The sequence below is a fragment of the Ornithinimicrobium sufpigmenti genome (genome assembly GCF_004322775.1).
Taxonomy (GTDB): domain Bacteria; phylum Actinomycetota; class Actinomycetes; order Actinomycetales; family Dermatophilaceae; genus Ornithinicoccus; species Ornithinicoccus sufpigmenti.
On sequence record NZ_CP036403.1, the window covers coordinates 3,783,065 to 3,804,124 of the forward strand.

The following is a 21,060-nucleotide window of genomic DNA, read 5'->3' on the forward strand; positions in this document are numbered from 1 at the left end:
TCACTGCTTCTCCCCAGCCCGCGTCTTGTCCCCAGCGCGTGCCTTGTCCCCAGCGCGTGCCTTGTCCCCAGCGCGTGGCTTGTAAGAAGCGCGTGCCTTGTCCCCAGCGCGTGGCTTGTCCCCAGCCCGTGGAGAGTCGCGACGACGCTCACCCAGCCACACGATCCCCGCGGCGATCCCTAGTCCGGCGAGCGCTGCGAGGAAAGTGTTGCGCTGGATCGTCGACGCTCGGTCATCCCCCACGATCTGGGCGGGGGAGACCTCCACGAGGTTGGCTTCGGTGCTGCGCGAGGACGTCAGACTGCGGAAACGGTCTCGACGTCCGTCCTGCTCCAGCTCCAGCGTGACCAGTTCTTGCTGCGCCGCGACCAGAGTGTCGAAAGCCGTGCTGACCTGCGCTGGGGAGGCGTCCGAGTCGAGAAGGTCGTTGTAGGCGCTCTCAGCGTCTCGGGCCTCCTGACGGGCGACGAGGAGTGGCGCAACCTGGTCACGAATCTCTGCGATCAAGGCTTCCGGGTCGTTGAAGTCCGCGACCTGGTTGACACCCTCCATGAGCAGGTCCGCAGCCTCGTCAGCAGCGGCGACAGCAATCTGCGGATCGAGCGAGGTGGCTTCAACCCGCAGCACGTTGGACTCCACGATCGGCGAGGCGGAAAGCTCTATGGTGCCCTCGGGCGCTAGTTCACCCTGAACACCTTGGTGGTTGACCCATCGGGCATAGTTGGACGCCATGGCCTCCGACGCAGTCGGGTAACCGGGGATGTTGAGGGCAGTCATCTGCCCGGAGCCGACCGCCAACCGCGCCTCCGCGGTGTAGACCGGAGGGCGCAGCAACCAGGTGAGGATCATCGAGAGCAGCAGGGAAATCAGCACCACGATGGCGATCAATGGCCAATGGCTGCGCACTCTGGACCACATCGGGGGTGGCGCAGCATCGATCGCGGTAGACATGAAACTCCTGGGGGCACGGGCCTGGTGAGACAACTACGGAGCCTCATGGTGACACACGAATGCCCTCTATCCATGCGAACTCTCCGATCCTGAGCCCTGCGAAGACTGCTCAGGCTTGACCGGACCGCGTGCCAAACGCGAGCCCCCTACCGCCCCCCGATGATGTGAGTTAACCTGTGGCTGCTTGGGTCGGAGTGACCCGCAGCCGACGTCGTGGACCGTGCCGCGATGCCCAGACCCGCAGGAGTGATAGTGACCCGGGCTCAGCGACTCGCAAATGGCATGCGGTATGTCCTGTACTACTCGCTCGCCAGCCGCTTGCCCCGCAGCTACGCGCCCGGAGGCTCCGCGGCCGCCGTGCTGCGTCGACGACTGGCCGGCCCTCTGCTGGGACAAGCGGGCCGCGACATCAACATCGAGACAGGGGCGGTTTTCGGCTCTGGCCGTCTGCTCACCCTCGGCGACCGCTCCGGACTAGGGGTAGACGCGGACATTCACGGGCCCGTGACGATCGGCAACGACGTCATGATGGGCCCCCGGTGCACCATCCTGACCAGAAATCACCGCATCGACGACACCACCGTGCCGATGAACCAGCAAGGTTTTCAGGAGTACAAGCCGGTCGTCATCGAGGACGACGTGTGGATCGGCGCGAACGTGACGATCATGCCTGGTGTACGGGTGGGAACCGGCTCGGTTCTTGCCGCCGGGTCCGTCGTTGTCCATGACGTCCCTCCCTACTCCATCGTCGGCGGGGTCCCCGCCAAGGTCTTGAGAAGCCGGCAGGTCGCTCCACATGCCTGACGTGTCCACGCCTCGTGCCAGCGTCGTGATCCCGGCGCACAACGAGGGTCGACACATCCGAGGCTGTCTGCACCCGCTCCTCACCCTCAGCTCGTCACTGCCGCTAGAGATCATCGTCGTCGCCAACGGCTGTCAGGACGACACCGTGGCGGTCGCCCGCCAGGTGCCAGGGGTGCACGTGCTGGACCTCCCTGAACCGGGCAAGACGGGGGCGCTCAACGCCGGTGACGAGGCCGCGACCACGTTCCCGCGCATCTACCTCGACGCCGACGTCGAGCTCGACCAGCAAGCACTGCGCAGCATGATCGCCGCGCTGGACACCGATCAGCCCCGCCTGGCTGCCCCTTCGGTGCGCTACGACACGCAGGGGGCCGACCTGTGGGTGCGGGCCTACTACCGCGTCTTCAGGCAGTTGCCCTCGGCTCGCGAGACGACCGTCGGGCGGGGCGTCTACGCAGTGAGCAAGGCGGGCCGCGCTCGGTTCCAGCAGTTTCCCGACGTCCTCGGGGATGACCTGTTCGTCAACCGACTCTTCACCTCGGAGGAGAGGGTTGTCTGCGAGGGGTGGAGCACGGTGCGCACGCCGCGCAGGTGGCGCGATCTTGTCCGGGTCCGGGCCCGACTCGCGGCCGGCAACGCTCAGCTGGCCCGGACCAATCCGGAGGAAGTTGGCGCTCTGGCACAGAGCCAGGACTTCTCGCGCACGACGTCCAGCACCCTGCGGGCGTTGCTCCGCCTGGTGGCGTCGCGACCGCAGGAGCTGCCGTCGGCCGCCGTCTACGTCGGCATCACCACCCTGGCGAGGTCGAACCGCCGGATGACTGGAAGGTGGCACCGTGACGAGTCCAGCCGGTGACGAGGCCCCCGTGCGTCGGCTCGCCTACCTCAACAGCCGTTATCCCGCGCTGTCGCACACCTTCATCGAGCGAGAGATCGCGGCGGTCCGCGCCCAGGGACTGGAGGTCCACACCTTCTCGGTGCGGGCCTCGCCACCGCAGGACCTGCTCTCGGCCACGATGCGGACCGAAGCGGCGAGCACCTTCGTGCTCCTGAACGGGCAGCCCCGTCCTTGGTTGCGAGCGCACGGCTCGATGCTCGGACGCCACCCCCGCGGTGCCCTGTCGACGATCCGGACGGCCCTCGGCAGCGGCGAAGCCACGCCCAGAGCCCGTCTCTGGCAGATGTTCTACTACGGCGAAGCTGTCGTCCTGCACGACCAGATGCGGGCCCGGGGTCTGCGGCACGTGCACGTGCATCATGCGAACGTGTCTGCGGACGTCGCCCGTCTCACCTGTCAGCTCGGGGACGCGGTGGACGGTCCGGGAACGTGGACCTGGTCGGCGACGATCCATGGGTCGGCCGAGTTCGAGAACATCATGGCGTGGGACCTACCCGCCAAGATCCGTCAGGCGAGGGCCATCGCCTGCATCAGCGACTTCACCCGTGGCCAGCTGATGCGTCTGGTGGAACGGTCGCACTGGGACAAGATCCGCGTCGTGCGGATGTCGGTGGACCCTGACGTCTACCACCCCCCGCGGGCCCCTCGTCACCATGACGGTCCGATGCGGGCGCTCGCGGTCGGCCGGCTCGTCACGCTGAAAGGTTTTCATGTGCTGACCGACGCGGTCGACGTGCTCCGGCGCGAAGGAGTCGACGTGGAGGTCCGCATCATCGGGCAGGGACCGGACGAGGACGCACTGCGCGCACATGTCGCGGCGCTCGACCTCCAGGACCGGGTCCAGCTGGTGGGCCCGGTCGGCCAGGACGACATCGTGGAGCACTACCACTGGGCCGACGCCTACCTCATGACCTCCTTCATGGAAGGTCTGCCGGTGGTGCTGATGGAAGCCATGAGCACCGAGCTACCGGTCATCTCCACCGCGGTCGCCGCCGTGGGTGAGCTGGTCAGGGACGGCGAGAACGGCTTGATGGTCAGCATGGCACGGGTCGACCACCTGGCCGAGGCCATCGCCCGGCTGGCAGCAGATCCGCACCTGCGGTTGCAGATGGGTCGCGCCGGTCGCGCCGCCATCCTTGAGGAGTTCACGCCCCGCACCACCGGACCCGCTATGGCCGACTTCCTCCTCGCCAACGTGCCCGTCCCCGCCTGATGTCCGACCTCCATCCGACCACGAGCGCCGACGCGGCGCCGCAGACGGGGCCGCAACCGACTCCCCAGCCCAGTCTGGCGGCCAGACTGATCAAGGGCAGCAGCTCGCGCATCATCGCTCAGATCATGCCGCTGTTCGTCAACCTGGCGCTGACACCGTTCGTCATCACCAGTCTGGGGCGTTCCGGTTACGGGCTCTGGCTGGTCCTGAGCTCCCTGACTCACCTGTTGGGGCACTTCGATGGTGGCATCGGCCGCAGTGCCCAGCACTTCTTCACCCTGCTTGCCGGTAAGGACGACCGGGCATCCAACACCCGTCTGCTGATCTCGCTCTCGGCGGCCGTCATCGTGGTCAGTGCTGTCCTTCTGGTGCCGGCGCTCGCGTTCGCTGGGCAGCTCGCTGCGTTCTTCCAGACGCCACCGCAACTGCAGGACGACGCGACCTTCCTGCTCCAGGTGCTGTTGCTCCTCGTCGCCACGAGCCTGCTGCGCAACCTCTTCGCGGCCGTTCTGCACGCCTATGAACGGTTCACCCTCACCTCGATGTCCTCACTGGCCAGCTACACGGGCTACGCGATCGGTATGGTGTGGGCCCTCTCCAGCGGCCTCGGCCTGCGAGGGATCGCCTACGCCTTCATCGCCCAGCACGTGATAGCCACGCTCGTGATCGTCCCTCCCACCCTGCGCCACCTGTCTCGGCAAGGCCTAGGTCTTGTGACGCGAGAGCGCTTCCTGGAGGTGGCCCGCGTGTCCTGGCGGATCCAGATCGCCGGCACTCTCACCGTGGCCGCCATGCAGGCTCCGCTTCTCATCATGGGCCGCATGCAACCGGTGCAGGTCGCCGACTTCGGGCCGGGAAGCACCTTCGCCCAGCAGCTCAAGCTGATCCCGATGAACGGCGTCGTGCCCATCCAGGCCATGCTGGGACGCAGTGTTGGCGCGAAAGGCGCCGCGGCCACCCTCGGAGAAGCGCGGACACTTCAACGGACCTGGGTCCGGGCCGTCACCGGCTGGTGCGTCGTCGGCGCTCCAGCCGCGTACGTCGGCGTGAACATCTGGCTTCCGCTGGAGGGCCATCTGGCCGGCCAGGTGGCCGCCGTCATGCTGGTGGCACAATGGCTGTCGCTGCTGCCGCAGGTCTTGCTCCAGTGGCAGCTGCTCCAGGGGCGGCCCAACTTCGAGATGTGGGGCTCCGGTGTGACGGCCGTGGTGCTGGTCGCCAGCTCACTGCTCCTCATCCCCCAGTTCGGCGCTCTGGGAGCGGCCGCCGCGGCGGTGCTCGGCTACCTCGTGGGACTGGCCATGCTGCTGTTCGTGTCCCGGTCCCTGCCGGTCCCCGCCCCCTCGCTGCTCGGTGACATTCCTTGGTGGCAGTCGGTCCTGTCCGGCACCCTGAGCCTCGGCCTAGTCGCCGCCATGAGCCACCTCATCACCCAGGGCTACCTGCCCGACGGGGGCGTTGGGTTGTTGCTCTGCGGCGCGGCTGCCAGCCCAGCACTGGCCCTTTTCGTCGTGACCACTTGGGGGCCCCGCCGCGTCTGGGACCTCGTGCGGACAAGAATCTCCCCTCGATCGGGTCGTGACGAGGGCTAAGGCATGACGGAACTAGCGCACGCATACCAGCTGTCGGACGGAGCACGTCTACGCAAGAGAGCAAAGTGACCGGCGCAGCTGCTCCTACCCGCCTCACCCATATCCAGACATTGAGGGCGGTCGCGGTCGGTGCCGTCCTCATCTTCCACTTCTGGCCATGGGTCCTGCCCGGTGGCTTTCTCGGGGTCGACGCCTTCTTCGTCATCTCAGGCTTCTTGATCACCGGCGGGATCGTGCGGCAGGTGGAGCGGCGGCAGTTCGCCTTCGGCCCGTTCTACCTACGCCGAGCACGTCGACTGCTTCCTGCCGCTGCTCTTGTGGCGCTCGTGTCCGGTTTCGTCGCCTGGCTGGTCCAGCCTGTCAGCCTCTGGCTGGACACTTTCTCCGAGCTTCTCGCAGCCACCCTCTACGTCCAGAACTGGTTCTTGGTCTACACAGGTAGTGACTACTTCGCGGGTACCCCGTCGTTGGCTCAGCACTACTGGTCCCTCTCCGTCGAGGAGCAGTTCTACCTCGCGTGGCCGGTCGTCATCGTGCTGGTGGCGTGGGTGGGCCGCCGGATCGGGCATACCCGCCGCAGCATCGTCGTCGCGCTGGCGTTGCTGACCGTGGCGTCCTTCGTCGCCTCGGTCGTGGTGACCCCGAACGACTGGCAGTACTCCTTCTTCGCCACCCACATCCGGGCCTGGGAGTTCGGCGTGGGTGCGCTCCTGGCCCTGGCCCCGTCCTCGTATCAAGGACGGTGGCGTGCCACTGCGGGTTGGACGGGCGGTCTTGTCCTCGTGGTGTGCCTCGTCATCTATCAGGGCTCCTGGCCGTTCCCCGGGTGGATCGGTGCGATCCCCGTCCTCGCCACGGCACTGTGCATCTGGGGCGGTTTCGGGGCCGGGCGCCGGGGGCTCAGTCGCCTGGCGCTCTCGCGACCCGTGGTATGGATGGGCGACATCTCCTACTCGCTCTACCTGTGGCACTGGCCGGTCATCGTGCTCGCGCCGTCGCTGCTCGGTGGTCGCCCTTCCCCGCTCACCCAGCTCATCATGGTCGTCCTCTGCTTCGTCCTGGCCTGGGTGACGAAGACCCAGGTCGAGGACCGCTTCCGCGAAGGTGGGATGGTCGTCGTGCGGGGGCGGGATCCCTGGCGCAGGCAGTCCATCATCGTGACGGCGGCGCTCCCCTTGGTGGTGGTGGTGGGCTGTGTCGTCCAGCTCCAGGCCATCAGCACGTCATCGGCCCGGGCCTCTGCCCTCGAGCGGCAGGCGCTGCAGGAGGACCTTCCCTGCTACGGAGCTGACGCGCTCTCCGACCCCAGCTGTGCGCCGCCCTTCGGCGACGAGCTCATTCCGCCGCTCGCAACGGCCTTCGCGAAGTTCTCCCGTTCCCCGGAGAACACGGAGTGTATGCAGGTCGTGACGTCCTCAGAGGTCATCCGTTGCAGCTTCGGCGACCCGGACGCGGACGTGACGGTGGCACTCGTCGGGGACTCGCACGGGCTGGCCTGGCTGCCCGCAGCGCAGATCGCTGCCGAGAACGAGGGTTGGCGGCTCGTGACGTATCTCCGTGGCGCCTGCCCGGTCAGCGCAGCGGTCACCAAGCGCTACGTACCTGGCGAGCAGGAACTGTGCGATGCCTGGTCGCAGGGCGTGATCGACGAGGTCGCCTCAGATCCGGACATCAATCTGGTGATGACGGCAGCCCTCAACACGATTACCTGGGTGCCTGCCGATGGTCAAACTCCCTTCGAGACAGGCGTCTCCGGTTACGCCGAGGCCTGGACGCGGTGGGTCGAAGCCGGGAAGCAGGTCGTCGTGATGGAGGAGACCCCCCTTCCTCGGCCGGGGGTTCTGGAGTGCCTGGCCGAGGCACCGGTCAACGAGTGTGGTCGCCCCGAGTCGGAGGCATCCCAACCAGGCCCGAGCCCTCTCCACGCCGCAGCTGCCAGACTGCAGGCCGAGGGACTTCCCGTGCATCTCATGCCGGTGCGTGAGCTTTTCTGTGCGGACGGCCAATGCCCCGCTGCCATCGGCAATGTCGTCGTCTACGTCGACGACGACCACGTCTCGAGGGCGTACATGCGCACGCTTTCTGAAGAAGTCGCCGAGTGCTGGACCCGAGTGCTGAGCGAGGACGGAGAGTCACAGGCGTGAGGAACGCCGGCACCGACCGGGGTTCAGGCGAGAGCCAGCATGCCGAGGTTACGAGGTAGGTCGCTGTACAGGTAGCCCCCGGTCAGAAGCGTGACCCTGCGCCGGAGAAAGGTCTGTTCCTCGGTCCGTACGAAGCGCTCGACCCGAGCCCGCGCCGTAGCCGGGAGCTCGTCGCCGAACTGGTCGATAAGCGCTTGCGCCTGAAGCCGGCGCATGTCCATGCCGTGCCTGACTGCCGCCATCTTGCCGGGCGCCTTGGCGTACGAGGTGAGCTTGACTTCCTTCTGATCCGAGGAGTTGTTGCCGTGAAGTCGGTAGCTCATCGTCTGCTCATGCATCGGTGCGACGTGACCGAAGACGTTCGCAACGAGCATCATCCACCAGTCGTGCCCGGTGACCTGATCCACTGGGACGGGCACGGAGCGACGGATGAGGGCAGCGTTGGCACCGGTAGCGCAGCCCAGCATCGGAGGGCAGACCAACAGCCCGCCTAAGGACTGAGCGATCGACGGTCGGATCTTCTTGTACTCCCAGTAGGAGTCGCCCTTCGCGGCCCCCGCCCCGTCGATCAGACGCACATCCGAGAAGACGAGGGCCGGGACGTCGACCCCGTGCTCCGCCTCCATCCTCTGCAGGGCAGACACGGTTCGCCTGACCTTGTCCGCGTCCCAGACATCGTCCGCGTCAGCGAACAGCACGTGGGCCGAAGTCGACAGCTCCATCAAGACGGCATAGTTCGCCTTGGCGGAGCCGCTGGGTCGTGGCTGAAGGTGCAGGCGCATCCGACCCTCGAAAATGGGCTCATATCGCTGCAGGATTTCGACAGTCCTGTCCTGCGAGCAGTCATCACTGACGATCAACGAGAAGGGGCTGGTCTGTGCCAGGAGCGAGTCCAACATCGGCTCCAAGTAGGCCTCGTTGTTGTAGGTCGCCATCAGGACCTCAACGCTCAAAGACATCAGCTACCTCATCGTCGGGCCGAGAAACACGGAGAGGTCATCCTACTCACGGTGATCGGCGGCACCAAGGCGTTGCAGGTCCGGTGGGGCGCCTGCGTTCATGGCCGCGGCCGCGTGGTCATTGAGCCGCATCCACGCCTCTACGACAAAGAGCAGGAAACCCAACCCCAGCAAAAGCTCGACCGGCTCCTGAAACCGCGGTGGCCCTTCCCCCAGCGCAACGCCGAGGGCACGTCCGGCAGGGGCGACGTAGTCAACGTACGCGTAGTACGCCAGGGCTGGAAGGAACCACCAGAACAGCTCCTTGGACGGCGCGAACGCATACCAGGGACGCAACCACGCCACCCTGCGTGCCACCCAGCGGCCGACGCCGATCCCCCACACGCCGATCACGATGTACAGGCCGTGGAGTGCATACCGACCCAGCAGATTATGCAGGTTCGCCTCGTCCTGCTGGTTCGCGGCGACAAGTGCCGGGGGCCCTTCGAAGCCCAGGATGCGCTGGCCCCAGCTGATCTCCTCCCCTGCGATGAAGAAGAACGCGCCGCACAGGAGCACGTACGCGACAGCGTTGAGTCGTAGGCCGGAGGTCCACCAGCGTGGCACCAGTGCGGCAGCGACCGCGAGCGCCACCAGGTAAGTCACGACCGTGGCCCACTCGACCGCCCGGTCCTCACCTGTCGCCCACAGATAGCCGTCGAGGTGGACGAGATACAGCGCGTAGGCGCCGAGCAGAGCAAGCGCGGGGCCTGCTACGAGGAGGACGCGAAAAACGGCAGGAAAATGACGCCACGGGGAACGCTGGGTGAACTGCATGCCGCATGGTAGCGACCCATCACGGATCCGTATAGGGCCCGTCTTGAAACCGGTTCAAGGAGAATGCACAACCTCCGAGGCGCGGAGGTCACGCCCGGGATCCACCTCCTGCCACTCGTCGCTGGTCGTTCACCCACAGGTCTAACAGCCCGCCGAAGTGGGCCATGAACTTCTCCTGCTCGTGCTGGGGATAGGTCGCCCGGACCGTGTCCTCGAGCAGCTGCTGGAAGGCCGGGGAGTCAACCCACTCCAGCACGCGCTCCGGCAGGTGAGGCAGGTGCGTCTCGCACCACTCCCAGTAGCGGTCCGCCTCGAACTCCTGGTCCGCGAGCTGGCGGTAGGCCTGCATCTTCTCCAGATAGGTGCGGTCAGGGTCGTCGGCGATGTCGAAGTAGGTGCGGGGGTCACGGACGCCGATCTTCGGCCGTCGGCCGGTCACCAGGCAGTAGGCCGACCAGCGCACCAGCGCCGTGATCGCCCAGGGGAAGTAGTAGTGCAGCGAGGTGACCGCGACGTCGGGGCAGGCGTTGGCGTAGTCGATGGGGTGCACCTCGTCGCCGGCCACGAGCATCTCCGCGGAGTTGAACTCCCAGCCGAAGAAGGCGTTGACCACCTTGCTCACCGTCTCGGCCTCCCACCCCGCCTGGGGGGAGAGGAAGTCGTGCGTGACGGCATACCGGTTGTGCATGGGCTGCTCGGGCCGGAAGTCCATCACCATGGTCTCCGGGCCGATGGTCAGCGCCCGGGCGAAGTGTTCGTAGTCGACCGTGGCCTGCAGGTGCATGAGCATGTTGCCCGACTCGTCGTAGGCACGGTGCAGCGTCTCGACGTCGTCGACCCGGGACACCCCCCGCCAACCGCCACCGTCGAACGGCTTCATGAAGAGCGGGTAGCCGACCTCTTCGGCGATGGCCTCCAGGTCGAAGGGGTCGTTGTAGCGCGCCGCCGTATAGGCCCACCGGGTGTTGTCGACCGGGTTCTTGTAGGGCACGAGCACGGTCTTGGGAATCTTCATCCCCAGGCGCAGCATCGCCACGTACGCGCTGTGCTTCTCCATCGCCTGGAAGGTGAAGGGGCTGTTGAGCAGGTAGGTGTCGTTCATCAGCGACGCCTTCTTCAGCCACTCGCGCGGGTGGTAGTACCAGTACGCCAGCCGGTCGATCACCAGGCCGTAGCGCACCGGGTCGGTCAGGTCGAAGGGATGGATCCGCACCCGTTCGGAGGTGAAGGTGTGGGTGGTGCCCTTGACGTCCAGCGGCCCGACGAGCGAGAGGATGGACTCGAACGCCCGCGGCCAGTCCTCCTCCGCGCCCAGGAGCAGACCGATCAGGTGGGTCTTCACGTCGTTGACCATGGAGGCACGGTAGCGGCTGGGGGAGCCGGGCACCACAGGATCTCGCTGGTAGGCTGCATGGGTCCCCTTGCCGCGCGGTTGCGGCTCGATGCCCCTTTACCTGTTTCGAGAGTGCTGCTACGTGTTTTCCGGCCTTGACCAGACGGCGTTGCTCTGGATCGGCATCGGTCTCCTCGTCGTCCTCGCCGGGGCCTGGCTCGCCATCTCGATGTCGTCGAGCCGGGACGTCCTCGGCGGAATCCCGTTGATTCTCGACCAGGCCGAGGACGAGCTGGAGGACGATGACGAGGACGAGGACGAGAGCGGCACGCGCGCGGGCTGAACGCTCGCTATGGCAGGCTTTACCCCTGACCGGAGCCCACCCGATCGAGGAGGACGGTATGGAGCGCGTGCAGGTCGACCTTGACACCGAGGGCACTGGCCGGGGCACCGTGATCCGCTACGGACACTGGGGCCGGCCGGTGCTGGTCTTCCCCTCCGAAGCCGGTCGCGCCTGGGACTTCGAGAACAACGGCATGGTCGAGCCCATCAGGACGCTCATCGAAGCCGGCCGCGTCAAGGTCTACTGCGTCGACGCGATCGACCACCTCACGTGGAGCTGCAACACCCTGCCGACCGAGGAGCGGGCCCGCCGCCACCGGGTCTACGAGCGCTGGCTCCTCGAGACCGTCGTCCCCCGCATCAACGCCGACTCACCCGGTCATGCGGGAATCGTCACGGTCGGGGCCAGCATGGGCGGCTACCACGCGGTCCACATGGGCCTGACGCGTCCGGACGTCTTCCCGGTAGCGATCAGCCTCTCGGCAAACTTCGACCCGACCAGCTGGCACGGATGGGGTGAGTTCGGCGAGGCGACCTATTTCGCCAACCCCACGGCCTACGTCGCGGGCATGGAGGGGGATCACCTGGCCTGGGTGCGCGCCCACGCCAACATCCTGCTCGTCGTGGGTCAGGGGCCCTTCGAGGTGCACCCCACCCAGTCCCTGCCCGGCGCCCACCGGATGGCGCACATCCTCGCCGACAAGGGGATCCCCCACGAGCTGGACGTCTGGGGCTTCGACAGCGCTCATGACTGGCCCTGGTGGCGCAAGCAGCTAGAACACCACCTCCCCCGCTTCTGCTGAGGGTGGGATCCCCCGCTGAGGGGCGGGTCCCGCGCTGAGGGCGGGATCTCGCGCGGTGTCGGGGCGCCTCCCGCCGGTCACGGCGGCAGGAGGCACCCAGGGCAGGAGACTGCACTACGCAGCCCCTACCGACCGGTAACACTAGCAGCACCCTGGCGACTGCGTCAGGGGGATGGTGGGCCCGGCGGTTGAGTCGGCAGGTGAGCCGGCAGCTCCCAGTGCTGCAGCACGCCGCCGTCGACGTGGAGGGAGCTCGCAGATGCGACGTCGTGCGCACCAAGAATTCCGAGGAGTGCGCCGAGCAGCGCCGCAGACGCGAGGAATTTAATCACCTGAACCGGCTTTCTTTTCGGCGCCACTCTTCTGCTTCCCGGGCTGGGGATCCCTGAGAAGCAGCCACATGGTGAACGCTCCACCCGCCAACCCCGCCGCGACCGGCGGGCTGAACAAGGTCATCACGACGCGGCCGCCGGAGGGGACGTGCAACCAGAGTGAACCTTCAATGTCTTCGGCTGCCGGAGACCATTCGTCGATTTCGTCACGGTTGTCTCCCTGAATAACGAATCGCTCCGGCGTACCGTCGACGATGCGGTGGATGATCAGCACACCGGCGCTGGGCTCGCCCTCGGGCACCGGGAAGACCACGATGTCACCGACCGCATACTCGGCACGCTCCCGGAGGATCACCAGGTCGCCGTTGTAGAGGGTTGGCTCCATGCTCTCGCCGCTCACCACGATGAAGCTGGCCGGCCCACCGAGCTGGGTCGGCCGGAGAGTGAAGGCCCACGCCACAAGGACGAGGGCGATAGCGAGCCACCCCAGGAGGGAGCGAGCCCGGCGCCGCGTTCTGGTGTTGGCCGGGCCGGACCGTGGCGGCCGTAACCCAGCGGTGACGGCCGCCACGGCTCAGATCACCCGTCGATCCAGATGCGCACGGAGTCCAGGGCGCCCGCGTCCTGGTGCGGGCTGAGCGTGAACGTCTCCGTGCCGGTGGAACCGACGGTCACGCTCTGCTGCTTGGCCATCAGGTTGGTCCGGATGAACATCTCTGCACCGTCGCACTTCTCGTCGATGTCGGTGACCCGGAGCTTCTGCACCGTGCTGTTGTCTGTCTCGAGAACGTACTCTACCTTTACGCCGTCCGTGTCACAGCGGAGGTCCCCGTCGAGACCCACCTGCATGACGCCGCCGTCCACCGTCAGCGACGCTGCCGAGGCGAAGGCGAGGGAGGCGACGGCGGTGCCTCCGAGGACTGCAAGAACTAGCTTCTTCACGGGATTGCCCTTCTTGATGTCTGGTGGAGTGACTCTCCACCGGTGCCAAGAACATAAACCACGATCACCGTTTCCGTAGGTCACGAAACGGTAACGATCAGGCAATCGATATGCATATCCCCTCCTTCCCCTGGGTAAAGCAAGAGTTTATGCGACGTAAATGCGACATAAGCCCAGATCGGCCACGTCTGCCTAGACACCCAGGACCGCGACCTATATGGGTTTCCCGCCCGAAAGCGTGCCGGAGCCCCGTCTGGAGGGGCTCGGAGGGCCCGGAGGCGACCCCCTTGCATACCTCGCAAAAATCATTCTGGAGGATGACGAACCTCGCGAAACCCTCGTCCACACTTGTCTGGTGCAGCAGCAGGGACCGGTCCTCGTCGTAGAGGCCAGGGACAACGAGAGCAACGGTCGACCCGTGGGACCAGCCACTCTCGTGGCCCTCGACAACGCGACTGTGCGGGTGGATCACAGGGACACCACCCCGACCTTGCTGCCGCATGTGCTCGTCCCTGTCGCCGCAGGGGGCGACAGGGACGAGCACAAGACGACGAACCGTGACAGCACGTCCGCCGCCGTGGTGCCGATGGTGCACTCGGCGGCGGACAGGTCCGGTCCCGGTGAGTGGGTCCATGGTCGCCGGCCAGGACCCGTACGTCCGTTACCCCGAGATATACGTCGCCGTGCTGCCGTAGGTTGAGCCTTCCGAGCAGGACGCACCGAAGGGAGGCTCGCGTGAACCGTGACAGCGAGCTCGCTGCGGTCGCCCAGGGTGCGGTCACCTTCTCGCGGGAAGCCCCCTCGGGAACGTTGCCGTTCGGCATCCGCTGGCGCGACCTGCTCATCGTCGTGCTGGCGTTCATCGGCGACCTCTTCTTCCTCGGGGTGTTCACCAACGAGCTGAACACCCGCCACGGGGACGCTCCCGTCTCGCCGGTCGTGGCGGTGGTCGTGGTGGCGGCGATGGCCACGGCCCTGCTCTGGCGGTGGCGCGCCGGCTTCCCCGTGCTGGTCTACGTGCTCGCCATCACGGTCGGGCTCATCCTGTGGGTGCAGGAGTCGCTGCCGATCATCTGCGTGCTCGTCGCCCTGTACGCCGCGGCCCGTGACGCGAGCCACCGGACCGCCGCGCTGGTCCTGGGCGTCGGCCTCGGCGCCGTCGCGATCTCCACGGCTGCGGTGGTCAGCAACGACGGCGTCCGCGACCTGCAGTTCTCCGACGTGGCCCTCCCCGCCGGGGTGCTGGCCAGCGTCATGCTCATGGTGTGGATCTTCGCCCGCCGCGAGCAGCACGCCTCCCGTCGGGCGGCGGCGCTGGCCACCCAGATGGACGCGCACGCCGAGCTCGCCACCCGGGCCGAGCGGGAGCGGATCGCTCGCGAGCTGCACGACATCCTCGCTCACTCGGTGAGCGCGATGATGATGCAGGCTGCCGGAGCCCGCGCCCTCGGCCATACCGTCGCCGACGAACAGCCACCGGACGAGCGGGTGCAGACGATTCTTGAGGCGTTGAGCAGCATCGAGACGACCGGCTCGCAGAGCTTGCGCGAGCTGCACCGACTGCTGGGTACCTCGGTGTCGGCCGCACCGGAGCTTGAGGTGGCTGGGCCGAGCGAGCCGCCAGGATTGGCCCAGCTGGACGACCTCGTGCGCACCGGTCGGCGCAGCGGACTCATGGTGAATGTGCACCGGACCGGGACGCCAGGGGAGCTGGACCCCTCTGTGGGGATCGCCGCCTACCGGACCGTGCAGGAGTCGTTGACGAACGCACTCAAGCACCTGGGGCGGGGCGCGGTCGTGGACATCCACGAGTGCTGGGACGAGCGGGAGGTCCGAGTGCAGGTGCGCTGCCGGGGAGGACGGGACAGCATGCGGGTCGATGCACCGCAAGGTGGCCTGGGGCTACGCGGCCTGCGGGAGCGGGTGGAGCTGGCCGGGGGCACCTTCGAGGCGGGCTGGCTGGATGACCAGTTCGTGACCACCGCTCTGCTGCCACAGTCTGCCGCCCGGAGCGGCGCTCGGGAGGAGGAGTCATGAGCATCCGAGTGGTCATCGCCGACGACCAGAAGCCGGTGCGCGCAGGCATGACGATGTTGTTGTCGGCGGAGCCCGACATCGAGGTCGTCGGTCAGGCCGAGGACGGTGCGCAGGCGGTGGCGATGACCCACCACCTGCACCCCGACGTGGTCGTCATGGACATCCGCATGCCCGGCGTGGACGGCATCGAGGCCACCCGGCGGATCACCGCCGACCGGGACGACCCGAACGCGGTCACCACCGTGCTGGTGCTGACCACCTTCGACCAGGACGACCTGCTGCACGGCGCACTGCGCGCCGGTGCATCGGGATACATGCTCAAGCACGCGGCCCCCGCCGGCCTGCCCGACGCCGTGCGCGCCGTCGCCGACGGCGGCTCCTGGATCGACCCCAGCGTCGCGGGCAAGGTGATCGACACCCTCCGCCAGACGACCCCGATCGACGCGGCCGGCCGACCCAACCTCGACATGCTGTCCAAGCGGGAGCTGGAAGTACTGCGCCTCATGCGGGATGCCCCGACCAACCCGGAGCTGGCCGCGATGCTCTTCGTCTCCGAGTCGACGGTCAAGACGCACATCTCGCGGCTGCTGATGAAGACCGGCTCGCACGACCGGGCCCAGCTCGTCGCCCTCGCCTACCGCTCCGGGCTCGTCCAGCCCTAGGCTCACGGCCGTCTCAACTTTCTCGGTGTCGACCGGACGGTGGGACCTCGAAGGGGACCCTCGCGCAGGACATCTTCCTGCCCGCCTCGGTATCACCGAAAAACCTGCTCTGACCTGCGCAAACGCCGTTTGATCTCGGCTCGTGAGCGCCACATACTCATCGGGTGCTCACTCTTGGTCTGCTCGGCACCGGACGTCTCGGCACGGCGATCCGGGCCCTTGCCGACGCCACGGACGACCTCGAGGTCAGGTGGGGGTTCGGCCGGGAAGGCCTGACCGCAGATGCGCCGAGGGTGGACGTCGCGATCGACGTCAGCACCGCGACGGCGGTGCCTGCTCATCTGCGCTGGGCGCGGGCCACCGGCACCGACCTGGTGATCGGCACCACGGGCTGGGACCCCGCCGTGCTCTGCCCCGGCGCCGGGGACCTCCGCGTCCTGACCGCTCCCAACTTCTCCCTCGGCGTCGCCCTGCTGAGCCGGCTCGCGCAGGCGCTCGGTGGCTACGCGACGCACTCCCCCACGCCCGTCGACCTGGCCGTGACCGACACCCACCACCGCCACAAGGTCGACGCACCGAGCGGGACAGCGATTGCCCTGCGTCAGGAGCTCGCCCGTGGCGCCGGCCGTGCGCCCGAGGACGTCCAGGTCACCAGCCTGCGGCTCGGGGAGGTGGTCGGCGACCACGAGGTCATCGCCTCGTCAGCGCTGGAGACCCTCACCCTGCGCCACACCGCACACAGCCGTGACCTCTTCGCCGCGGGCGCGCTCACCGCAGCGCGCTGGCTCGCGGACCGGCCCGAGCCTGGTCTCTACACCCTCGACGACCTCGCCGCCGACCACCTCCGTGGCCTGCTTGCCGGCCCCACGCCCACCTCCTCACCAGCCGGCGCACCTGCCGGCGACCCCACCCCCGCCGGGGCACCCGCCTGAGGCGGGGACCGGCATACCCGAAGGAAGACCCGATGGACACCACCCCGACCGCAGCGCCCTTCACCGGCCTCGGCGTCGCGCTGGCGACGCCGTTCGGCGCCGGTACCGACGCCGTGGGTGGGGCGCGAAAGCCCGCGGTGGACCACGCCGCCTTCGCGCGGCTGGTCGAGCACGTGCTCGCCGAGGGGCGCGGAGCCGACTGGCTGGTCGTGCTCGGCTCGACGGGGGAGGCCGCGACCGTGGACGACCGTGAGCGCCGTGCCCTGGTCCGCCAGGCCGTGGCCATCGCCCGGGCCGGCTCGCGCCACGTCCCCGTCGTGGTCGGGGTCGGTCACAACGACACCGGGCGCACCGGCGAGCTGGCCGCCGCCGCGGCGGAGGCGGGGGCGGACGGTCTGCTCGTCGTGACGCCGTTCTACAACAAGCCGCAGGTGGGCGGACTCGTCGCGCACTACCGCGCGGTGGCTGCCGCAGCGCCCGGTCTGCCGATCGTCGCCTACAACGTGCCCGGACGCACCGGCTGCAACATCACCCCGGCGGCGATGCGTCGCCTGTGGGAGATCGACCAGGTGGTGGCGCTCAAGGAGAGCTCCGGCGACCTGCGGCAGATCGCGCGCCTCTGCCAGGAGGCTCCGGCCGGTCGGGCCGTGCTGGCCGGTGACGACGACCTCGCCCTGGCCTCGATCGCCGTCGGCGCCCAGGGTCTGGTCTCGGTCTGCGGCAACGTCGCACCCGCCGAGACCGCGGACCTGGTGCGCGCCGCCCGCGCCGGGGACCTGGGCTCCGCGCAGGCGACCTTCGCGCTGCTGGCCCCGCTCATGTCGGCCCTCTTCGCCGAGACCAACCCGGTGCCGGTCAAGGCGGCGCTGGCGTGCCTGGGGCTGACGACCGGGACGGTCCGGCTGCCGCTGGCGCCGGCCGAGCCCGCCACGTGGACGCAGGTGCAGCAGGCACTGTCGGAGCTGCTGGGGGCGCGCCGCGCGCGGGCCGGGTTGGGCGCCGCGTCCGCGGCGATGCCCACCATCCCCTCGAGCCCTGCGGCGCTGGTGTCGTGAGCGCGATGTCGTTGAAGGAGTTCTTCATCCGCCTTGCGCAGCAGTCGGACAGCGCGGGCTCGGACGGGTCCGCACCGTCGGAGGCCGAGGTCGTGGCCCGCGTCGAGGAGCTGCTGACCCAGCTGGAGGCCGGCACAGCGCGGGCAGCGACCCGCTCGGCGGACGGCACCTGGCAGGCGCACCCGTGGGTCAAGCACGGCATCCTGACGGCCTTCCGGCACAGCGAGACAGTCGAGATGGAATGGCCCGGCGGGGCGGTCGACAAGTCGCTGGTGCCCGCGCGCCAGATGGCACCCGGGGACGGGGTCCGGGTCGTGCCGGGTGGCACCTCGGTGCGTCGCGGCGCCCACCTGGCCCGGGGCGTGGTGGTCATGCCACCCAGCTACGTCAACGTCGGCGCGTTCGTCGACTCCGGGTCCATGGTGGACAGCCACGTGCTGGTCGGCTCCTGCGCGCAGGTCGGCAGCGGCGTCCACCTGTCGGCTGCCGTGCAGCTCGGCGGGGTCCTGGAGCCGGTCGGCGCACGCCCGGTCGTGGTCGGGGACGACGCCTTCGTCGGTGCCCAGTGCGGGCTCTACGAGGGTGCCGTGGTCCGTGAACGCGCTGTCCTGGCCCCCGGCGTGGTGCTCACCGGACGCACGACGATCTATGACCTGGTGCACGGACGGGAGCTTCGCGGGGAGGTCCCCTCGGGCGCCGTGGTCGTCCCGGGGACCCGCCCGGCCAGCGGTGCCTTCGCGGCGGAGCGCGGCCTGTCCCTCTACGCGCCGGTCATCGTCAAGTACCGCGACTCCTCCACCGACGCCTCGACCGTCCTCGAGGACGCGCTCCGGTGAGCCCCGCGAGCCGGGTGGCAGGCCAGCGCCTGTCACCCATCCGCCGCATGGCCGTCGGGGCTCCGTCGGGCACGATCAGCCTCGCCCTGGGCGAGCCCGGCTGGCCGCTGCCCGACGTCGCCCGGCGGGCACTGGCCGAGGTCGGGCAGAGTGCGGGACCGCTCCCCTACGGACCCAACACGAGCCGACCCGACCTGGTCCAGGCCATCGCCGCCCACCACTCCTGCTCCTCGGCCGACGAGGTCATGGTCACCTCCGGCAGCCAGGCGGCTCTCTTCGCGCTCTTCCAGGCGCATGTCGACCCCGGGTCGACGGTGCTGGTCCCTGACCCCGGCTTCGTCTCCTACCCTTCCCTGGCCCGGCTCTGCGGCGCCGATCCGGTCGGCTACCCGCTGGCCACCGGCGGCCACCTCGACGCGCAGGCCCTGGTCCAGACGCTGGAGGCCCATCCGCAGACCTCGATGGTCGTGCTGTGCCACCCCGCCAACCCCACGGGAGGTATGGCGTCCGAGACCGACCTGGCGACGGTCGCCGACGCCTGCGCCCGCCGCGGTGTGCTGCTGGTCAGCGACGAGGTCTACCGCGAGCTCTGGGTGGACGAGCGGCCACCGTCCCTGCACGACGTCGCCGGTGTGGGTGGCGGGGTCGTCCTCGGGTCGATGAGCAAGGCGTTCGGCGCGCCCGGCCTGCGGCTCGGCTGGGCGGTCGGCGCGGCTGAGGCACTGGCACCGGCCCGCATCGTCCACAACGCGATGACGACCGCTCCAGCGCAGCCCTCGCAAGCCGGTGCGGTGGCACTGCTCACTGCGGCCGACGAGGTGCTGACAGAGTCCCGGCGCCACGTGCGGGCGCGGTGGGAGACGGTGGCGCAGGTCGCGTCGGCGCTGACGACCTCGGCCGGCTCTCCTGCCCGGCCTGCACGCGCGGGCATCTACCTGTGGGTGCCGGTCCCAGACAGCTCGCTCACCGCGGCCGACACGGCTCCGGACGATCCCACCCTCGCCTTCGCCCTGCGCCTGCGTGACGAGGGCGGGGTGACCACCGTCCCCGGCAGCGCCTTCGGCCCCCGCGGGGCCGGCCACCTGCGGGTCAGCCTCGGCGGCGCGCTCGACGAGCTCGAGGAAGGACTGCGGCGTCTGGCGCCGTGGTGGACGACATGATGCTGACTGCTGCGACGACCGACCTCTTCGCCTTCGACGCGCCTGCGCTGCAGGAGCTGGCCGCCTCGCAGGCGGGCCCGTTCTTCGCCTACGACCTGGATGCGGCGAGGGAGCGCTTCGGTCGGCTCCGCTCCCTCCTGCCGGCGCGGGTCCGGCTGGCCTACGCCGTGAAGTCCAACCCCGGTCTGCCGTTGCTGGAGACCTTCGCGGCGGGAGGGGCATGGTTCGACTGCGCCAGCGCCGGCGAGGTCTCCGCGGTGCTGGCCGCCGGAGGCACCGGGACTGGGATGGTCTTCGCCGGGCCGGCCAAGTCCGAACGGGACCTGCAGGCAGCCCTCTTCGCCGGCGCCCGCATCCAGGTGGACGGCATCGAGGACGTGGCGCGGCTGCATACCCTGCACACCGGCCGCGACGCGCTGCCGGTGAGCGTCCGGGTCAACCCCGCCCAGGGTGTGTCGGAGGCCGCCGCCATCATCGGTGGTGGCGGGCCGAGCGCGTTCGGGGTGGACGAGGAGGTGATCGAGGAGTTCGTGGCCGAGGCGGCGCGGTACGACCGCGTGCAGATCACCGGGCTGCAGGTCTTCGCTGCCAGCAACGAGCTGGACGCCGGGCGGCTGCTGGGCAACCACCGCACGACGCTGGCGATCGGGCAGCGCCTGCAGGGGCTGCTCGGGCGGGAGCTGGATCTCATCGACCTGGGTGGCGGCCTCGGGGTCCGGTACGAGACGGAGGCGCCGAGCCTGGACGTCCGGTCGCTCGCGGCCGGGCTGGGGCGGGTGCTGGAGGAGAACCCCTGGTTCACCGGTGAGCTGCTGCTGGAGCCGGGTCGTTGGCTGTCTGCCCCCACCGGCGTCTACTGCGCGCGCGTGGTGCGCACCAAGGTCTCCCGCGGCGAACGGTTCGTCATGCTGGAGGGCGGGATCAACCACCTCCTGCGGCCACTGCTGACCGGGCAGTCCTTTCCGTCGCTGGCACTGCGCCCCGGTGTCGGGGTGCTCGGTGGCGAGACAGCGCCCACGACGCTGGCGGGTCCCCTGTGCACCTCCCTGGACCGGGTCGGCACCGGTGACCTCCCCCTCACCCTCCAGCCGGGAGACGTGGTGGTCTTCGGTCAGGCTGGTGCCTACGCCTCCACCCAGGCCATGACGCACTTCCTGTCCCACCCGGCACCTGAGCAGGTCTGGGTCAGCAGTCGCTGAGTTATGACGGACGGTCCTGCGAGCAGGGACACGGGTTTCGCACCGGTAGT

20 protein-coding genes are annotated in these 21,060 nt (G+C 68.7%); 14 read left to right on the forward strand and 6 right to left on the reverse strand.

Going from position 1 to position 21,060, the window contains the following annotated elements:
• Nucleotides 1-951: a Wzz/FepE/Etk N-terminal domain-containing protein gene (locus tag ESZ52_RS17385; protein WP_131106031.1), complete on the reverse strand. Its 951-nt coding sequence runs from the start codon at nt 949-951 to the stop codon at nt 1-3.
• 282 nt (nt 952-1,233) lie between these two features.
• On the opposite strand from ESZ52_RS17385, the gene ESZ52_RS17390 reads away from it, so the two are divergent.
• The 5 genes from ESZ52_RS17390 to ESZ52_RS17410 all read left to right on the forward strand — a co-directional run bounded on the left by ESZ52_RS17390 (nt 1,234) and on the right by ESZ52_RS17410 (nt 7,602).
• On the forward strand, nt 1,234-1,755 hold the full coding sequence (locus tag ESZ52_RS17390) for an acyltransferase (protein WP_131106032.1): 522 nt from the start codon (nt 1,234-1,236) through the stop codon (nt 1,753-1,755).
• Nucleotides 1,748-2,611, forward strand: coding sequence for a glycosyltransferase family 2 protein (locus ESZ52_RS17395; RefSeq protein WP_131106033.1), 864 nt, complete (start codon nt 1,748-1,750; stop codon nt 2,609-2,611). The genes ESZ52_RS17390 and ESZ52_RS17395 overlap by 8 nt, the downstream gene beginning before the upstream one ends.
• Nucleotides 2,592-3,866, forward strand: a complete 1,275-nt coding sequence (locus tag ESZ52_RS17400) for a glycosyltransferase family 4 protein (RefSeq protein ID WP_131106034.1) — start codon at nt 2,592-2,594, stop codon at nt 3,864-3,866. Before ESZ52_RS17395 ends, ESZ52_RS17400 begins: the two co-directional genes overlap by 20 nt.
• Entirely contained in the window at nt 3,866-5,458 is a 1,593-nt protein-coding gene (locus ESZ52_RS17405; protein ID WP_131106035.1) for a lipopolysaccharide biosynthesis protein, read from the forward strand. The genes ESZ52_RS17400 and ESZ52_RS17405 overlap by 1 nt, the downstream gene beginning before the upstream one ends.
• 65 nt (nt 5,459-5,523) lie before the next feature.
• On the forward strand, nt 5,524-7,602 hold the full coding sequence (locus tag ESZ52_RS17410) for an acyltransferase family protein (RefSeq protein ID WP_181009837.1): 2,079 nt from the start codon (nt 5,524-5,526) through the stop codon (nt 7,600-7,602).
• A 23-nt stretch (nt 7,603-7,625) separates the two neighbouring features.
• Here the strand turns inward: ESZ52_RS17410 and ESZ52_RS17415 are convergent, their stop codons facing one another.
• The 3 genes from ESZ52_RS17415 to ESZ52_RS17425 all read right to left on the reverse strand — a co-directional run bounded on the left by ESZ52_RS17415 (nt 7,626) and on the right by ESZ52_RS17425 (nt 10,731).
• On the reverse strand, nt 7,626-8,537 hold the full coding sequence (locus ESZ52_RS17415; RefSeq protein ID WP_181009838.1) for a glycosyltransferase: 912 nt from the start codon (nt 8,535-8,537) through the stop codon (nt 7,626-7,628).
• A gap of 66 nt (nt 8,538-8,603) precedes the next feature.
• A complete protein-coding gene (locus ESZ52_RS17420) occupies nt 8,604-9,377 on the reverse strand; it encodes a hypothetical protein (RefSeq protein ID WP_131106038.1) in 774 nt (257 codons plus the stop codon).
• A gap of 88 nt (nt 9,378-9,465) precedes the next feature.
• Nucleotides 9,466-10,731 (reverse strand): ATP-grasp domain-containing protein, encoded by a 1,266-nt coding sequence (locus ESZ52_RS17425; protein WP_131106039.1) that lies wholly within the window; start codon nt 10,729-10,731, stop codon nt 9,466-9,468.
• A 121-nt stretch (nt 10,732-10,852) separates the two neighbouring features.
• Here ESZ52_RS17425 and ESZ52_RS17430 point away from each other — a divergent pair, with 121 nt between their 5' ends.
• Both ESZ52_RS17430 and ESZ52_RS17435 read left to right on the forward strand, forming a co-directional pair.
• A complete protein-coding gene (locus ESZ52_RS17430) occupies nt 10,853-11,053 on the forward strand; it encodes a hypothetical protein (protein ID WP_131106040.1) in 201 nt (66 codons plus the stop codon).
• Nucleotides 11,054-11,111: 58 nt separating this feature from the next.
• Nucleotides 11,112-11,855 (forward strand): esterase family protein, encoded by a 744-nt coding sequence (locus tag ESZ52_RS17435; protein ID WP_131106041.1) that lies wholly within the window; start codon nt 11,112-11,114, stop codon nt 11,853-11,855.
• A gap of 324 nt (nt 11,856-12,179) precedes the next feature.
• Here the strand turns inward: ESZ52_RS17435 and ESZ52_RS17440 are convergent, their stop codons facing one another.
• Together ESZ52_RS17440 and ESZ52_RS17445 are read right to left on the reverse strand one after the other, a co-directional pair.
• A complete protein-coding gene (locus ESZ52_RS17440; RefSeq protein ID WP_131106042.1) occupies nt 12,180-12,758 on the reverse strand; it encodes a signal peptidase I in 579 nt (192 codons plus the stop codon).
• A gap of 8 nt (nt 12,759-12,766) precedes the next feature.
• On the reverse strand, nt 12,767-13,213 hold the full coding sequence (locus ESZ52_RS17445; protein WP_131106043.1) for a hypothetical protein: 447 nt from the start codon (nt 13,211-13,213) through the stop codon (nt 12,767-12,769).
• Nucleotides 13,214-13,864: 651 nt separating this feature from the next.
• Between ESZ52_RS17445 and ESZ52_RS17450 the strand changes: the two genes are divergently transcribed.
• From ESZ52_RS17450 to ESZ52_RS17480, 7 genes are all read left to right on the forward strand, one after another.
• On the forward strand, nt 13,865-15,166 hold the full coding sequence (locus ESZ52_RS17450; protein WP_131106044.1) for a sensor histidine kinase: 1,302 nt from the start codon (nt 13,865-13,867) through the stop codon (nt 15,164-15,166).
• Nucleotides 15,163-15,828: a response regulator transcription factor gene (locus tag ESZ52_RS17455; RefSeq protein WP_131106045.1), complete on the forward strand. Its 666-nt coding sequence runs from the start codon at nt 15,163-15,165 to the stop codon at nt 15,826-15,828. The genes ESZ52_RS17450 and ESZ52_RS17455 overlap by 4 nt, the downstream gene beginning before the upstream one ends.
• A gap of 164 nt (nt 15,829-15,992) precedes the next feature.
• Nucleotides 15,993-16,760, forward strand: a complete 768-nt coding sequence (locus tag ESZ52_RS17460; RefSeq protein ID WP_131106046.1) for a 4-hydroxy-tetrahydrodipicolinate reductase — start codon at nt 15,993-15,995, stop codon at nt 16,758-16,760.
• A 32-nt stretch (nt 16,761-16,792) separates the two neighbouring features.
• A complete protein-coding gene (gene dapA, locus ESZ52_RS17465; RefSeq protein ID WP_131106047.1) occupies nt 16,793-17,815 on the forward strand; it encodes a 4-hydroxy-tetrahydrodipicolinate synthase in 1,023 nt (340 codons plus the stop codon).
• Between the two features lie 5 nt (nt 17,816-17,820).
• The gene (locus ESZ52_RS17470) at nt 17,821-18,651 is read left to right on the forward strand and encodes a 2,3,4,5-tetrahydropyridine-2,6-dicarboxylate N-succinyltransferase (protein WP_131106048.1); all 831 of its coding nucleotides are present in this window, start codon (nt 17,821-17,823) and stop codon (nt 18,649-18,651) included.
• Nucleotides 18,648-19,811, forward strand: coding sequence for a pyridoxal phosphate-dependent aminotransferase (locus ESZ52_RS17475; RefSeq protein WP_131106049.1), 1,164 nt, complete (start codon nt 18,648-18,650; stop codon nt 19,809-19,811). The genes ESZ52_RS17470 and ESZ52_RS17475 overlap by 4 nt, the downstream gene beginning before the upstream one ends.
• Nucleotides 19,808-21,010, forward strand: coding sequence for a type III PLP-dependent enzyme domain-containing protein (locus ESZ52_RS17480; protein WP_131106050.1), 1,203 nt, complete (start codon nt 19,808-19,810; stop codon nt 21,008-21,010). The genes ESZ52_RS17475 and ESZ52_RS17480 overlap by 4 nt, the downstream gene beginning before the upstream one ends.
• The last annotated feature ends 50 nt before the right edge of the window (nt 21,011-21,060 follow it).

Excerpts from the sequence above, each read along its gene's own strand:
- dapA (WP_131106047.1), top strand. The coding sequence starts at position 16,793 with ATGGACACCACCCCGACCGCAGCGCCCTTCACCGGCCTCGGCGTCGCG.
- ESZ52_RS17415 (WP_181009838.1), bottom strand. The coding sequence starts at position 8,537 with ATGGCGACCTACAACAACGAGGCCTACTTGGAGCCGATGTTGGACTCG.
- ESZ52_RS17470 (WP_131106048.1), top strand. The coding sequence starts at position 17,821 with ATGTCGTTGAAGGAGTTCTTCATCCGCCTTGCGCAGCAGTCGGACAGC.
- ESZ52_RS17480 (WP_131106050.1), top strand. The coding sequence starts at position 19,808 with ATGATGCTGACTGCTGCGACGACCGACCTCTTCGCCTTCGACGCGCCT.
- ESZ52_RS17420 (WP_131106038.1), bottom strand. The coding sequence starts at position 9,377 with ATGCAGTTCACCCAGCGTTCCCCGTGGCGTCATTTTCCTGCCGTTTTT.
- ESZ52_RS17435 (WP_131106041.1), top strand. The coding sequence starts at position 11,112 with ATGGAGCGCGTGCAGGTCGACCTTGACACCGAGGGCACTGGCCGGGGC.
- ESZ52_RS17390 (WP_131106032.1), top strand. The coding sequence starts at position 1,234 with ATGCGGTATGTCCTGTACTACTCGCTCGCCAGCCGCTTGCCCCGCAGC.
- ESZ52_RS17395 (WP_131106033.1), top strand. The coding sequence starts at position 1,748 with ATGCCTGACGTGTCCACGCCTCGTGCCAGCGTCGTGATCCCGGCGCAC.
- ESZ52_RS17405 (WP_131106035.1), top strand. The coding sequence starts at position 3,866 with ATGTCCGACCTCCATCCGACCACGAGCGCCGACGCGGCGCCGCAGACG.
- ESZ52_RS17455 (WP_131106045.1), top strand. The coding sequence starts at position 15,163 with ATGAGCATCCGAGTGGTCATCGCCGACGACCAGAAGCCGGTGCGCGCA.
- ESZ52_RS17425 (WP_131106039.1), bottom strand. The coding sequence starts at position 10,731 with ATGGTCAACGACGTGAAGACCCACCTGATCGGTCTGCTCCTGGGCGCG.
- ESZ52_RS17385 (WP_131106031.1), bottom strand. The coding sequence starts at position 951 with ATGTCTACCGCGATCGATGCTGCGCCACCCCCGATGTGGTCCAGAGTG.